The 13,790-nt window shown below is 42.0% G+C and carries 10 protein-coding genes, 2 tRNA genes, 2 rRNA genes and 1 pseudogene (1 of these 15 running past the window's edge); 11 read left to right on the top strand and 4 right to left on the bottom strand.

What is annotated here, in order from left to right:
• Positions 1 to 31: 31 nt before the first annotated feature.
• Positions 32 to 238, top strand: a pseudogene (locus tag CA730_RS05520) (toxin-antitoxin system HicB family antitoxin); the annotation flags it as partial.
• Positions 239 to 413: 175 nt separating this feature from the next.
• On the opposite strand, the gene CA730_RS05515 reads toward CA730_RS05520, so the two are convergent.
• Positions 414 to 2,795: a phosphoketolase family protein gene (locus tag CA730_RS05515; protein WP_096671308.1), complete on the bottom strand. Its 2,382-nt coding sequence runs from the start codon at positions 2,793 to 2,795 to the stop codon at positions 414 to 416.
• A 164-nt stretch (positions 2,796 to 2,959) separates the two neighbouring features.
• Between CA730_RS05515 and menB the strand changes: the two genes are divergently transcribed.
• Positions 2,960 to 3,796, top strand: coding sequence for a 1,4-dihydroxy-2-naphthoyl-CoA synthase (menB, locus tag CA730_RS05510; RefSeq protein WP_407919767.1), 837 nt, complete (start codon positions 2,960 to 2,962; stop codon positions 3,794 to 3,796).
• Between the two features lie 205 nt (positions 3,797 to 4,001).
• On the opposite strand, the gene CA730_RS05505 is transcribed toward menB, so the two are convergent.
• Together CA730_RS05505 and CA730_RS05500 are read right to left on the bottom strand one after the other, a co-directional pair.
• The gene (locus tag CA730_RS05505; RefSeq protein WP_096664958.1) at positions 4,002 to 4,316 is read right to left on the bottom strand and encodes a hypothetical protein; all 315 of its coding nucleotides are present in this window, start codon (positions 4,314 to 4,316) and stop codon (positions 4,002 to 4,004) included.
• Positions 4,317 to 4,772: 456 nt separating this feature from the next.
• Positions 4,773 to 5,315, bottom strand: coding sequence for a DUF721 domain-containing protein (locus CA730_RS05500; protein ID WP_096664955.1), 543 nt, complete (start codon positions 5,313 to 5,315; stop codon positions 4,773 to 4,775).
• A 104-nt stretch (positions 5,316 to 5,419) separates the two neighbouring features.
• Here CA730_RS05500 and CA730_RS05495 point away from each other — a divergent pair, with 104 nt between their 5' ends.
• The 5 genes from CA730_RS05495 (at position 5,420) to CA730_RS05475 (ending at position 10,348) form a co-directional block, all read left to right on the top strand.
• On the top strand, positions 5,420 to 6,610 hold the full coding sequence (locus tag CA730_RS05495; protein ID WP_096664952.1) for a hypothetical protein: 1,191 nt from the start codon (positions 5,420 to 5,422) through the stop codon (positions 6,608 to 6,610).
• Between the two features lie 153 nt (positions 6,611 to 6,763).
• Positions 6,764 to 7,474, top strand: a complete 711-nt coding sequence (locus CA730_RS05490; protein WP_096664949.1) for a PspA/IM30 family protein — start codon at positions 6,764 to 6,766, stop codon at positions 7,472 to 7,474.
• Positions 7,475 to 7,642: 168 nt separating this feature from the next.
• The gene (locus CA730_RS05485) at positions 7,643 to 8,437 is read left to right on the top strand and encodes a PspA/IM30 family protein (protein ID WP_096664947.1); all 795 of its coding nucleotides are present in this window, start codon (positions 7,643 to 7,645) and stop codon (positions 8,435 to 8,437) included.
• Between the two features lie 315 nt (positions 8,438 to 8,752).
• Positions 8,753 to 9,088: a thioredoxin family protein gene (locus CA730_RS05480; RefSeq protein ID WP_096664944.1), complete on the top strand. Its 336-nt coding sequence runs from the start codon at positions 8,753 to 8,755 to the stop codon at positions 9,086 to 9,088.
• A gap of 75 nt (positions 9,089 to 9,163) precedes the next feature.
• Positions 9,164 to 10,348, top strand: coding sequence for an LL-diaminopimelate aminotransferase (locus tag CA730_RS05475; protein ID WP_096664941.1), 1,185 nt, complete (start codon positions 9,164 to 9,166; stop codon positions 10,346 to 10,348).
• 102 nt (positions 10,349 to 10,450) lie between these two features.
• Here the strand turns inward: CA730_RS05475 and nadC are convergent, their stop codons facing one another.
• Positions 10,451 to 11,317: a carboxylating nicotinate-nucleotide diphosphorylase gene (gene nadC / locus CA730_RS05470; protein WP_096671304.1), complete on the bottom strand. Its 867-nt coding sequence runs from the start codon at positions 11,315 to 11,317 to the stop codon at positions 10,451 to 10,453.
• A 418-nt stretch (positions 11,318 to 11,735) separates the two neighbouring features.
• Here nadC and CA730_RS05465 point away from each other — a divergent pair.
• The 4 genes from CA730_RS05465 to CA730_RS05450 form a co-directional block, all read left to right on the top strand.
• Positions 11,736 to 13,222: ribosomal RNA gene (locus CA730_RS05465) — 16S ribosomal RNA — on the top strand.
• A gap of 125 nt (positions 13,223 to 13,347) precedes the next feature.
• Positions 13,348 to 13,421, top strand: a tRNA-Ile gene (locus CA730_RS05460).
• 81 nt (positions 13,422 to 13,502) lie between these two features.
• Positions 13,503 to 13,575: transfer RNA gene (locus CA730_RS05455), tRNA-Ala, on the top strand.
• Positions 13,576 to 13,729: 154 nt separating this feature from the next.
• Positions 13,730 to 13,790: ribosomal RNA gene (locus tag CA730_RS05450) — 23S ribosomal RNA — on the top strand (it continues 2,765 nt past the right edge of the window).
• Together the 16S and 23S rRNA genes with 2 tRNA genes alongside form the textbook arrangement of a ribosomal RNA operon.

Below are 13,790 nucleotides of genomic sequence, written 5' to 3'. Positions count from 1 at the left end.
AGATTTTTAGTGTGACACTTGCGTAAGTCCTAATATTAATGAAGCGCGAGAATTGTGGATAGAAACGGCTTATGAAGCAGGTGATAATATTCCTTTACCCAGTACAGATGATAGTTATAGTGGTAAGTTAATGTTACGAATGCCTAAATCGTTACATCGGCGATTATCTGAAACTGCGGAAAGAGAAGGAGTAAGTTTAAATCAATATATTGTATCTTTAGTGAGTGCAGCAACCTAATAATGGGAGTTTAGCTGTTATTTTCTGCTTTCATTATTGAGTATTTTCTCTGAGAACTCCTAATATTATAGCGGTATGCACTTGCATGATATACAGTCATAGCCCCCTCCTCGCTTGCGGGGAGGGGGTTGGGGGTGGGGTTTTGTATTTCACTCAACCCAGAATGACTTAATTATTAATATGGCCAAGTCCAATCCTGAATTTCTGGCATATCTTCACCATGTTTCTGGATATATTGCTTGTGTTCAATCAACTTATCTTGTAATTGTTGTTTTACATAAGCTGCTTTAGAACCTAATTTTGGTACACGGTCAATGACATCCATAACCAAGTGAAATCTATCTAAATCATTCATCACCACCATATCAAAAGGTGTGGTTGTTGTTCCCTCTTCTTTATAACCACGCACATGAATATTGTTGTGATTTGTATGCCGATAGGTGAGACGATGAATTAACCAAGGATAACCATGAAATGCAAAAATCACAGGTTTATCAGTTGTGAAAATTGTATCGAAATCCTTATTACTTAAACCGTGAGGATGTTCACTTTGTGGCTGTAGTGTCATCAAATCCACCACATTCACAACTCGCACTTTTAAATCTGGGAAATGTTGTCTTAAAATATCCACAGCCGCTAAAGTTTCCAAAGTCGGAACATCTCCAGCGCAAGCCATAACTACATCAGTTTCACTGTCTTGGTCATTACTAGCCCATTCCCAAATCCCTAAACCTTTAGTACAATGCTTAATTGCCGAATCCATGTCTAAATATTGTAAGGCTGGTTGTTTACCGGCAACAATCACATTGACATAATTCCGACTTCTTAAACAATGGTCGGTTACTGACAGCAAAGTATTAGCATCAGGTGGCAGATAAACACGAATGATTTCGGCTTTTTTGTTAATTACATGATCAATAAAACCAGGATCTTGGTGAGAGAACCCGTTATGATCTTGTCGCCAAACGTGGGAAGTGAGAAGATAATTTAAAGATGCAATTGGTCTTCTCCAAGTAATATGACGAGTCGTTTTCAACCATTTGGCGTGTTGGTTGAACATCGAATCAATGATGTGAATAAAAGCTTCATAACAGGAGAAGAAACCATGACGACCTGTTAATAAATAGCCTTCTAACCATCCTTGACAATTGGTTTCGCTGAGGATTTCCATTACTCGACCGTCGGGTGATAAATGGTCATCTTCCGGGAGAATTTCCGCATCCCAGGCCCGATTTGTCACTTCAAGGATAGGATCTATGCGATTTGAGGCGGTTTCGTCGGGACCAAAAACGCGAAAGTTGCGGCTTTCGTCGTTCAGTTTCATAATGTCACGCAGAAACTTACCCGTTACCTTGGTAGCTTCGGCGTTAACTGTCCCTGGTTTCGCTACTTCTACAGCATAGTTGCTAAAATCAGGCATTTTCAAATCACGCAGCAAAATTCCCCCATTTGCGTGGGGATTGTCTCCCATGCGACGTTGACCTTTGGGGGCTAGTTCTGCGAGTTCGGGAAGCAGTTGACCGTTTTCATTAAACAGTTCTTCGGGTTTGTAACTTTTTAGCCAATCTTCTAGCAATTGCAGATGTTCCGGTTTACCAGCTATATCACTAAAAGGGACTTGGTGCGATCGCCAATAATCCTCTGTTTTCTTCCCGTCCACTTCCTTGGGTCCAGTCCAACCTTTAGGAGTGCGTAAAACAATCATTGGCCATTGCGGTCTTTCTTTGAAACCATGTATCCGTGCTTCTCTTTGGATACTTTGAATCTCAGGAATAATTGTATCTAATACTGCCGCCATTTTTTGGTGAACTTCCGCAGGGTCAGAACCTTCAACGAAGTAAGGTTTATAGCCATAGCCGATAAACAGGCTTTCTAACTCCTCATGAGGTATCCGTGCTAATACTGTGGGGTTAGCAATTTTGTATCCATTCAAATGCAGAATTGGTAAAACCGCACCATCAGTAACCGGGTTAATAAATTTGTTAGAATGCCAGCTTGTAGCCAAAGGCCCAGTTTCCGCTTCTCCGTCACCGACAACCGCCGCAACTATCAAATCAGGGTTATCAAATACCGCCCCGTAAGCGTGAACTAAAGCATAACCTAATTCTCCCCCTTCATGGATAGAACCAGGGGTTTCTGGGGCGACGTGGCTGGGAATACCACCAGGAAAGGAAAATTGCTTAAATAGTTTTTGCATTCCCTCTTCATCTTGGGAGATGTTGGGGTAATATTCGCTATATGTTCCTTCCAAGTAGGTATTGGCAACAAGTCCGGGTCCACCATGTCCGGGTCCAGCTATGTAAATTGCATTGAGGTCGTATTTTTTAATAACTCTGTTAAAGTGGGCATAAATTAAGTTTAGCCCTGGAGTAGTTCCCCAATGTCCTAAGAGTCGAGGTTTGACGTGTTCTTGTTTAAGTGGTTCTCTTAGTAAGGGATTGTCAAGAAGGTAAATTTGTCCAACAGACAGATAGTTAGCAGCACGCCAATAAGCGTTAATCTGTTGCAATTCTGTGTCTGTTAAAGGTTTTATCTGTGGAATACTGGCAATAGTCATTTCCAACTCCAGCGTAAAGTATTTGCACCAATCAATTTTAAACCCCATTGTCAAGAAGTAGGGGGCGCAATTCCTTCTAAGTATCAGAAAAAAACGAAAATATCGGTAAGAAAAATACTTCCATATCCGCGATAAAATTCTCAAACACAAATCACAGATTATCCATGATAGAAACCGACTGGAAGACCGTCAAAATCTACGAAGACATTATCTACCAAAAAACCGACGGTATCGCTAAAATCACCATTAACCGTCCCCACAAACGTAACGCATTCCGTCCTAAAACCGTCTTTGAACTATACGAAGCCTTTTGGGATGCTAAAGAAGATACTACTATTGGAGTAGTCCTATTTACAGGTTCAGGACCTCATACAGATGGAAAATATGCCTTTTGTTCAGGTGGTGATCAAAGTGTACGTGGACAAGCAGGTTATGTAGATGAAACCGGAATCCCTCGGTTAAACGTCTTAGACTTGCAACGTCTCATTCGTTCCATGCCGAAAGTAGTAATTGCCCTAGTCGCGGGTTATGCTATCGGCGGGGGTCATGTTCTCCATTTAATTTGTGATTTAACTATTGCGGCTGATAATGCCATTTTTGGGCAAACAGGACCCAAAGTGGGGAGTTTTGATGGTGGTTTTGGTGCTAGTTATTTAGCCAGAATAGTAGGACAAAAAAAAGCCAGGGAAATATGGTTTCTTTGTCGTCAATATAACGCCCAACAAGCATTAGAAATGGGCTTGGTTAATACTGTTGTCCCTGTAGAAAAACTAGAAGCAGAAGGCGTACAATGGGCGCAAGAAGTATTAGAAAAAAGTCCCATAGCTATTCGTTGTCTGAAATCAGCATTTAACGCTGACTGTGACGGACAAGCTGGTTTACAAGAATTGTCTGGTAACGCTACTCTACTTTATTACATGACAGAAGAAGGAGCAGAAGGAAAACAAGCCTTTTTGGAAAAACGTCCCCCTAACTTCCGGGATTTTCCCTGGTTGCCTTAAATTGATTTGATGTGTTTTACTCCTTCTTTGTTCTTCTGAATCCTGACTGGGTGCAGACCCTGCGCCCTACCTCCTGCTACATACAAAAATCGCACCTGTTGTGGAAGGTGCGATTTCTAAAGATGTCAAAATTGGAAACACTGACAAATTGCCAGTCTAATTTTATTAGGGTGGACAGAAAATTGATGACCGTAATCATGGATAGTTAAATCAGTACGCTTTGATTTTTTACTTCTTGTGTAGCGGAAGTAGGAATATCTTCGACAGAGGCTACTGTAACATGATCCAAATCGGTCGGGAGAGTTTGAGCAGCACCACAAACAGGTTTGGCTACTGGTAAACTCCAAGCATCTTCTAAAGTTTCCCAAGCAGGTGCAAAAGCGGCCATGACCAAAGGACAGGCTTTCCAGACCCCTTGGACCGGTGCGCTCAATTTTTCACACATACCACCACGACGACCTTGTGGCTGGTAATAACGACAATAACGACAGGTAGATGTTAAACGCTTAATTAGTTTCATGTGCCTTCATCTTCAGTACCATTCAGGACTACTTATCACACTTATATATCTTGCTTCTTGATCAAAATAGGCAAAAAGGGCAAAAAGTCATGATTGGATATGGGTTCTAGCTATTATTAGTTGTCAATGGACTTTAGAATGTCTTTAGATTCTTGTCATATTTGTAAATGATTGTTAGAGTGCCTACATATTTATTTTCATCTAAAACTTATTGGGGATCAAGATTAAAATATTAATTTTGGATTTCCTTGGTTTGTAAAAACGTTACTTTAGATAGAGTTAAAATCAGTTTTTAGCATTTAATTTACTTAATGATTCACAAGAGTTCAACATTTTCAGTCAATAGCTAATTATTTATCCTATAGCGGTATGTACTTGAATGAGATACAGAATCTACAGTAAAAGCCTTATGGTAAGAGACTCTTAATTCCTGACTCGGTGACTCGGTGACTCCTGCTATAACTGCTTAGAGCAGCAGAGAGAACAAACGTCCCAGCGTTCAAGTTCACCCGGTGGAGTGGGACATTGACATTGGGGACACAAGGGGAGATGATGCGATCGCTCTTGCATCATTTTAGCCCAATTCTCAAAAGCACCCAAAGCATTGTCAATACTGGGTTTAACCAACCTATCACCAATCAGATCATCAGCCACATAACTAGGATGTTCTGATGCTGAAACAGTGGCTTCTGTTCCCGTTATTGATGAATTTTTCCACTCGGCTGTAGAAAAGCGAATATCTACCAAAGACGTAGATAGCTTGTCATTTAACTTTACCAAGATGGTCTTCCTGCCAAATGTCAAATTTTGCGCCCAAGCGGCACTAGAAGTTGCCACCCACAAAACATCACGCTGAATAGACAAAGGACGAGTTTGCACCGCAACAGTAGTCCCCACAACTTCTCCCCAACACTTCAGTAACCGCAGCAATACCTGTTCTTGCCATTGTGGTGAACGTTGAATATTCCCTAAAACCTGATCAATTGACTTAAAAGACATATTGTGTTAATAGTTTTACCATAAAATAGCTGAATACTTACAATCAACTTTCGCTAGTATATTGAAAATTCATTTAATCATCTACCCTGACTCCATCTTAAACAATGAATCAAAATCCTTTGATAGATTCAACCAAATCCCCGCAAACACGCGGCTTAAACCCTACCCTAACTACCGCACTGGCTAGTTTAGAAATACAATTAGATCAAGAATTAACCAGATATAGACGCACCCGCAAAAACACCAAATCACAAACATCAAGAAATGTAGAAAGTTACACTAATTATCAAACAACAGCCTTGTCGAAGGAGATTCAACTACCAGTAGTTCCTCCCGTAGCCATTCCCTCAGAAAATTCATTCTTGACGAATGAGACTGAAACCATTAATTTTCCCCAGGAGTTTGCTAACTCAGGCATAGAAGAAACCCCCACTCCTCCAAACCTAGAAAAATCAACTAGCAGTATAGTTTCCACCAAAATTCCCTCCTCTGACAACCAAACCCTCCTCACCACAAATGATCCTCCTCAACAACCAAATGATTATTTAGAATCTAGTGAGGCACTGTTACGGAGTTTGACAGCCGTTGCACCACAAAATCAAACTCCTAATTCTCCTAAATCCCGTGATAGTGTCTTATCACCTTTAGGTATTGGTTCAATGCTGTTGCTATTATTGGCAAGTTTGACTTTAGGTTATGTCGTCTTCAATCCCAAAAATTTACCTAAATTGAATTTCACTAACTTACGAGACAATAATTCATCAAAGACTGCGGAAAATACAGAAAACACAGAAATTATAGAAAATAGTTCTCAACTAACGACCACATCAAAAATCAACCCCATAGCCAAATATCCTAATTTAGCTAACCAAGAATTTCGACAAGTCAGAGATCCTAAAGATGTCGTAGATTTAACACCAAAGGTTAAACCGACTCCCCAAATCATCCCCACTCCTCTAGTTATTCAACCTTCCATAACTCCTATCTCTCCATTACCGAAACTTTCCCCCTTACCTAATATCCTCTCTAAATCCACACCTTTACCAAAGCCTACGGCTACTTCATTACCCCTACCAGAAGATGCCAAACCATCAGCTAATGGGTACTATTATATTATCGCCGATAATCAAGGCGACAAAGCTTTAACAGCCGCCAAGCAAGTCGTTCCTGATGCTTATTTATCACCAAATAAAAAGTTTATTTATTTGGGGGCTTTGAAAACCAAGGATGAGATTAAGCGCAGATTGCAGCAATTAGAAGCAAAAGGCATTAAAGGACGATTACAACAGCCATAGTTAAAAACTGAATAAAATTTACTGAATTTAACTCCAAAAACTCTTATCTTTGCGTCTTTGCGCCTTTGCGTGAGGCTAATTCATACTGATTTCTTACTATGATAGCAATATAGCAGTCCTCAAAGTCCAGTAAATAGTCAAGGTAGAGCCAACATGGAAGTTATTAACCGTATTCTGCGGGTGATTCGCGCTAATTTTAATAGTCTGGTTAGCAATGCAGAAGATCCAGAAAAGATTCTGGAAACAGCTTTCATGGAAATGCAGGAGAATTTGGTACAATTGCGTCAAGGGGTAGCTCAAGCGATCGCCACCCAAAAGCGCACAGAACGTCAAGCAGCCGCAGGAGAATCCCAAGCCGCAGAATGGTATCGTCGCGCCCAATTAGCCCTCCAGCAAGGCAATGAATCTCTAGCACGGGAAGCTCTCACCAAACGCAAATTTTACGAAGAAACCGCTACAACCTTAACCAGTCAAATTCAACAGCAAAAAGATATAGTCGCCAAATTGAAGCAAGATATGCGGACTTTGGAATTAAAACTGGCTGAGGTAAAAACCAAAAAAGATATGTATATCGCTCGCGCTCGTTCCGCCGAAGCTTCCTATAGGCTCCAAGAAATGTTAACTGGAGCTTCTGCCACATCTAGCTTAGGTGCATTAGAACGAATGGAGGAAAAAGTTTTACAGATAGAAGCACAATCAGAAGTTGCTATTACACTGGGTGGTGATGATCTAGAAAAAAGATTTGCATCCTTAGATTCTCATCATGAGATTGATACAGAACTGGCAGCAATGAAAACTCATATCCTAAATCAAGGAGAAAATCCCCAGCCAGATCATAATTTACCCAAAACACCCAAACCATAACTTTCCCTGGTTAATATAGATAATTAATAGGTTCATGATTCAGAATAGAAAAAAAGAAAAGATAGTAATCCAGACTGGAAAGACTACATTGGCATAGGTAGCTATTAATATAGTAGAAAAGCTAACTATCTAACCAAGAGCGTAAACCTCTAAAGGAAAAATAAATTTATGGGATTATTTGATCGCCTTAAACGAGTAGTTGGTGCTAACTTAAACGATTTAGTCAGTAAAGCCGAAGATCCAGAAAAAATGCTGGAACAAGCTTTATTAGAAATGCAGGAGGATATGGTGAAGTTGCGTCAAGGCGTAGCTCAAGCCATAGCAGCCCAAAAACGGACAGAAAAACAGTATAATGAAGGACAAAACGAAATTAATAAGTGGCAACGCAACGCCCAACTAGCCCTGCAAAAAGGTGATGAAAACCTAGCCCGTCAAGCATTAGAGCGCAAGAAAACTTATACTGATACCGCTACGGCTTTAAAAACTAGTCTAGATCAGCAAACTGCTCAGGTAGAAGGTCTGAAAAAGAATTTAATCCAGTTAGAGAGCAAAATTTCTGAAGCCAAAACCAAGAAAGAAATGCTCAAAGCCCGAATTACCGCAGCCAAAGCCCAAGAACAATTGGGAAATATGGTGAGCGGAATGAGTACCAGCAGTGCCATGTCCGCTTTTGAGCGCATGGAAGAAAAAGTATTAATGGAAGAAGCTAAATCTCAGGCTGTATCCGAGTTAGTAAGTGCAGATTTAGATCACCAATTTGCTCGTTTGGAATCTGGTAGTGATGTTGATGATGAATTAGCTGCTTTGAAAGCATCCCTAGCACCTGCACCAGAACCCCCCAAACTACTCACTCCAGAACAACCCAGACCCGCAACTCCAGCACAAGCAACCAGCACAGCTAAACAGGCTGAACCAGTTGATGCTGAATTGGAGGCTTTACGCAAACAATTGGATAATCTGTAGTTTTTGCAGATAATTCAATTCAGTTAATCCCACACATCTTGGTTGTGGGATTTTACTTCATTTTCAAAGACGAAAAGTTTATTAGTAAATCTTTTACAATCTAAAATCCAAAATCGTATAACAACTGACTCTTAGATTGGGATAAAATATTTTGTAAATGAACTTGATTAATTTATGTCCGTTGCATAATGGCGGTATGAAAATCAAAAATTCCATTTCTCGAACTCTTACTCTTTGCGCCTCTGTGCCTCTGCGAGAGACAAATTCATACTTTCATTCGGAAAAGCAAATTTATACTACTTTATGGAGACTATAATGAACAAGGGTGTAATCACTATCACTGATGCTGAGTTTGAAACGGAAGTGTTAACAGCCGAGCAGCCTGTATTAGTTTATTTCTGGGCTTCCTGGTGTGGTCCTTGTCAATTGATGTCACCAGTGATTAACTTGGCTGCGGCAACTTACAGCGATCGCCTAAAAATTGTTAAAATGGAAGCTGACCCTAATCCAGTCGCTATCAAGCAATATCAGGTAGAAGGTCTTCCCGCTCTGAGATTGGTAAGAGGAAAAGAACTATTAGAATCTGTCGAGGGAGTAATTGGTAAAGAGAAATTACTCAGTCTTTTAGATCAGCATTTAAATAATAATTAGTTACCGATTAGTGATCAAAACTCCATAGTTTATGATCACTCACTCATGACTAATGACCAATGAATAATAATTACAATGCAATTTGCTAACCGCTTACAACCCTTAAAATCTAACGTATTTGCCGATATGGACACAGCCAAGTCCATTGCTTTGGCTGCTGGAAGAGAATTAATTGATTTATCTTTGGGTTCATCAGATTTACCAGCCGAGAATCATGTCATAGAAGCGATCGCCCAATCTCTCCATGATCCTAGCACTCATGGCTACTTATTATTTCGTGGTACTCAAGGTTTCCGTCAAGCCGCAGCCCAATGGTATGAGCAAAAATTCGGTATCCCAGTTGACCCGGAAACCGAAGTTTTACCCCTAATTGGTTCTCAAGAAGGAACAGCCCATTTACCTTTAGCCGTGCTTAATCCCGGCGATTTTGCTCTATTATTAGATCCTGGTTATCCTTCCCATGCCGGGGGAGTATACTTGGCTGGTGGTCAAATTTACCCCATGCCAATAAAAGCAGAAAATAATTTTTTACCAGTTTTTAGTGATATTCCCGTCACCATTTTAGCCCAGTCGCGGTTAATGGTCTTAAGCTATCCTCATAATCCTACCAGTGCGATCGCCCCATTATTCTTCTTTCAAGAAGCAGTAGCTTTTTGTCAACAACATAATATAGTTCTTGTTCACGACTTCCCCTACGTAGATTTAGTCTTCACAGAAGAAACCCAAAATCTAAAATCCCTTGTTCCCTCAATATTGCAAGCTGACCCCGAAAAAAGCGTCTCGATTGAATTCTTCACCCTTTCTAAGTCTTATAATATGGGTGGCTTCCGCATTGGTTACGCAATTGGGAATCCGCAATTAATTCAAGCCCTCAAGCAAATCAAAGCCACCGTTGATTTTAACCAATATATAGGAATTTTGAACGGAGCGATCGCCGCCCTCACCGGACCACAAGATGGTGTAAAACTTGCAGTTAATACATTTCGTCAGCGCCGGGACACCTTCATCAAAGCTTTACACAGCATTGGCTGGAACGTTTCCACCCCAGAAGCCACAATGTACATTTGGGCAAAATTACCCACCCAATGGAGTCATAATTCCATAGAATTCTGCACCGAACTAGTTAAACAGACAGGTGTAGCGGCTTCCCCAGGAGTCGGTTTTGGCAAATTTGGTGAAGGATACGTTCGCTTTGCATTAGTGCAGAAAGCAGAACTATTAGAAACTGCTGTAGAAAGAATTTCTCAGTTCCTCTATTAACTTAAGTTGCTAATCATCTAGTTGAGCCTAGTAATTGGTGATAAAATCTCCAGTCTTCATCCTGTTAATCCTTCAATCCTGGATATCCTGATTCAGAAATTATTAAACCATCCTCATACTCAAATCCAACCATTTAGACTGAGTAATGGGCGCACTAGTAGAAATATAATCAACTCCAGTTTCCGCCACAGCGCGAACAGTCTCCAAAGTCACATTTCCCGAAGCCTCAATTTTCACCCGATTATCTTCATCACGAATCAATAATACAGCCTCACTCATTATAGACAAAGGCATATTATCCAACATAATAATATCTGCTTTGTACTGTAAAGCTTCCCTCACTTGTGCTAAATTTTCCGTTTCCACCTCAATTGTTAGAGGATACGGAACGTGAGAACGAATGCGGGTAATAGCTTCCCCAATTCCCCCAGCCGCAACAATATGATTATCCTTAATCATCACCGCATCATCTAAACCCATACGGTGATTCATCGCCCCTCCTAAAGCAGTAGCGTACTTTTCCAAAATTCTCAATCCTGGTGTGGTTTTGCGCGTATCTACCAACTGAGCAGGTAAATCAGCAATTTTTTCCACATATATACTAGTCAAACTGGCAATTCCACTTAACCGCATCACCAAATTAAGCGCCACCCTTTCCCCCATTAACAGCGTATCCAATAAACCATTAATTTCGGCTACCACCTGTCCTGGTTCACATTTTGCCCCCTCAGCGGTGACATTGACAAAATCAACTTGATGATTCAAAAGCTGAAACACCCTAGCCGCAACCGGTAAACCCGCAATTATCCCCGGTGCTTTCGCTATCCATTTCGCTTCTCCTCTAGTAGGATTGTGGGACAATAGAGATTGAGTAGTGCGATCACCCCTACCAATATCTTCCAACAACCAACTTTGCAACAATTGATCCAACACCAAAAACGGCGGTAGTACAGCCACTGAACTCTTCATATCATCTTTAATATCTATATCCACTCAACACTATCAATAATTGTCTTTCTTTCTCTAATGACTCAAAAAATCCCAGAAGTGGAACTCCACAAACCCAGCTAAATCAAAAACACCAATAACAGACAGGAAATTCCAGGAATTTTAACGCTCACAACCCTTATCTCACAAGGATTTTAGATAAAACAAAAAACAAATCCAAAAATAGTTTAAAAAAGTAGTTGACAAAGCAAAGCAAGTTCGATATATTAAATAAGTGCCTGAAGCGAAGCGGAACAAACGCCCCGCCGAAAAGCGCACCGAACCTTGAAAATATTATAGTTTGAAAGCCAGAATATAACAAGTACCCTGCGTCAGAAAAATAGAATAACCTGACCGTGGTTGTAAAAACGGTTAAGAAAGAGCTTATAACAGACGAACCAAAATGGAGAGTTTGATCCTGGCTCAGGATGAACGCTGGCGGTATGCTTAACACATGCAAGTCGAACGGTCTTTTCGGAGATAGTGGCGGACGGGTGAGTAACGCGTAAGAATCTACCTTCAGGTCGGGGACAACCACTGGAAACGGTGGCTAATACCGGATGTGCCGAGAGGTGAAAGGCTTGCTGCCTGAAGAAGAGCTTGCGTCTGATTAGCTAGTTGGTGGGGTAAGAGCCTACCAAGGCGACGATCAGTAGCTGGTCTGAGAGGATGATCAGCCACACTGGGACTGAGACACGGCCCAGACTCCTACGGGAGGCAGCAGTGGGGAATTTTCCGCAATGGGCGAAAGCCTGACGGAGCAATACCGCGTGAGGGAGGAAGGCTCTTGGGTTGTAAACCTCTTTTCTCAGGGAAGAACAGAATGACGGTACCTGAGGAATAAGCATCGGCTAACTCCGTGCCAGCAGCCGCGGTAATACGGAGGATGCAAGCGTTATCCGGAATGATTGGGCGTAAAGGGTCCGCAGGTGGCATAGTAAGTCTGCTGTTAAAGAGTCACGCTCAACGTGATAAGAGCAGTGGAAACTACAAAGCTAGAGTATGGTCGGGGCAGAGGGAATTCCTGGTGTAGCGGTGAAATGCGTAGATATCAGGAAGAACACCGGTGGCGAAGGCGCTCTGCTAGGCCAAAACTGACACTGAGGGACGAAAGCTAGGGGAGCGAATGGGATTAGATACCCCAGTAGTCCTAGCCGTAAACGATGGATACTAGGCGTAGCTCGTATCGACCCGAGCTGTGCCGTAGCTAACGCGTTAAGTATCCCGCCTGGGGAGTACGCAGGCAACTGTGAAACTCAAAGGAATTGACGGGGGCCCGCACAAGCGGTGGAGTATGTGGTTTAATTCGATGCAACGCGAAGAACCTTACCAAGGCTTGACATGTCACGAATCCTGTAGAAATATAGGAGTGCCTTAGGGAGCGTGAACACAGGTGGTGCATGGCTGTCGTCAGCTCGTGTCGTGAGATGTTGGGTTAAGTCCCGCAACGAGCGCAACCCTCGTTTTTAGTTGCCAGCATTAAGTTGGGCACTCTAGAGAGACTGCCGGTGACAAACCGGAGGAAGGTGGGGATGACGTCAAGTCAGCATGCCCCTTACGTCTTGGGCTACACACGTACTACAATGCTACGGACAAAGGGCAGCTACACAGCGATGTGATGCGAATCTCAGAAACCGTAGCTCAGTTCAGATCGAAGGCTGCAACTCGCCTTCGTGAAGGAGGAATCGCTAGTAATTGCAGGTCAGCATACTGCAGTGAATTCGTTCCCGGGCCTTGTACACACCGCCCGTCACACCATGGAAGTTGGTCACGCCCGAAGTCGTTACCCCAACCTTTTGGAGGGGGATGCCTAAGGTAGGACTGATGACTGGGGTGAAGTCGTAACAAGGTAGCCGTACCGGAAGGTGTGGCTGGATCACCTCCTTTTAGGGAGACCTAATCCATTTAGATTGTCGAAAGCAATGTCAATTGCTAATAGAAACTAAATTGGTCTAACCTAGGTCGGTCGCAGACTTGAGGTAAAGCTTTCAAACTATGATTTGGTTCGATAAGGGCTATTAGCTCAGGTGGTTAGAGCGCACCCCTGATAAGGGTGAGGTCCCTGGTTCGAGTCCAGGATGGCCCACCTGAAGGAAGTCAAAAATCAAAAGTCAAAAGTCAAAATTAAATATTTTTGAAGCATGACTAGAAATTTTGAGTTCTTTTTGGGGGTTTAGCTCAGTTGGTAGAGCGCCTGCTTTGCAAGCAGGATGTCAGCGGTTCGAGTCCGCTAACCTCCACATTTGGAAAAAAACAGCAACTGAAACTATTGACTATAGTTTTTGACTGCTGGGTGAAATTCCAGCCAGAACCTTGAAAACTGCATAAGAGAAAGAGAAATAGCAGGCAGACACAGACATTGAATGGATGTGAAAGCAAACAAGAAAAAATTGTGGTCAAGCTAATAAGGGCTAATGGTGGATACCTAGGCACACAGAGGCGAAGAAGGACGTGG

Source organism: Dolichospermum compactum NIES-806, assembly GCF_002368115.1.
Classification (GTDB): Bacteria; Cyanobacteriota; Cyanobacteriia; order Cyanobacteriales; family Nostocaceae; genus Dolichospermum; species Dolichospermum compactum.
Note: the sequence above shows the minus strand (reverse complement) of the source record. Positions and strands in the feature narration are given on the sequence as shown.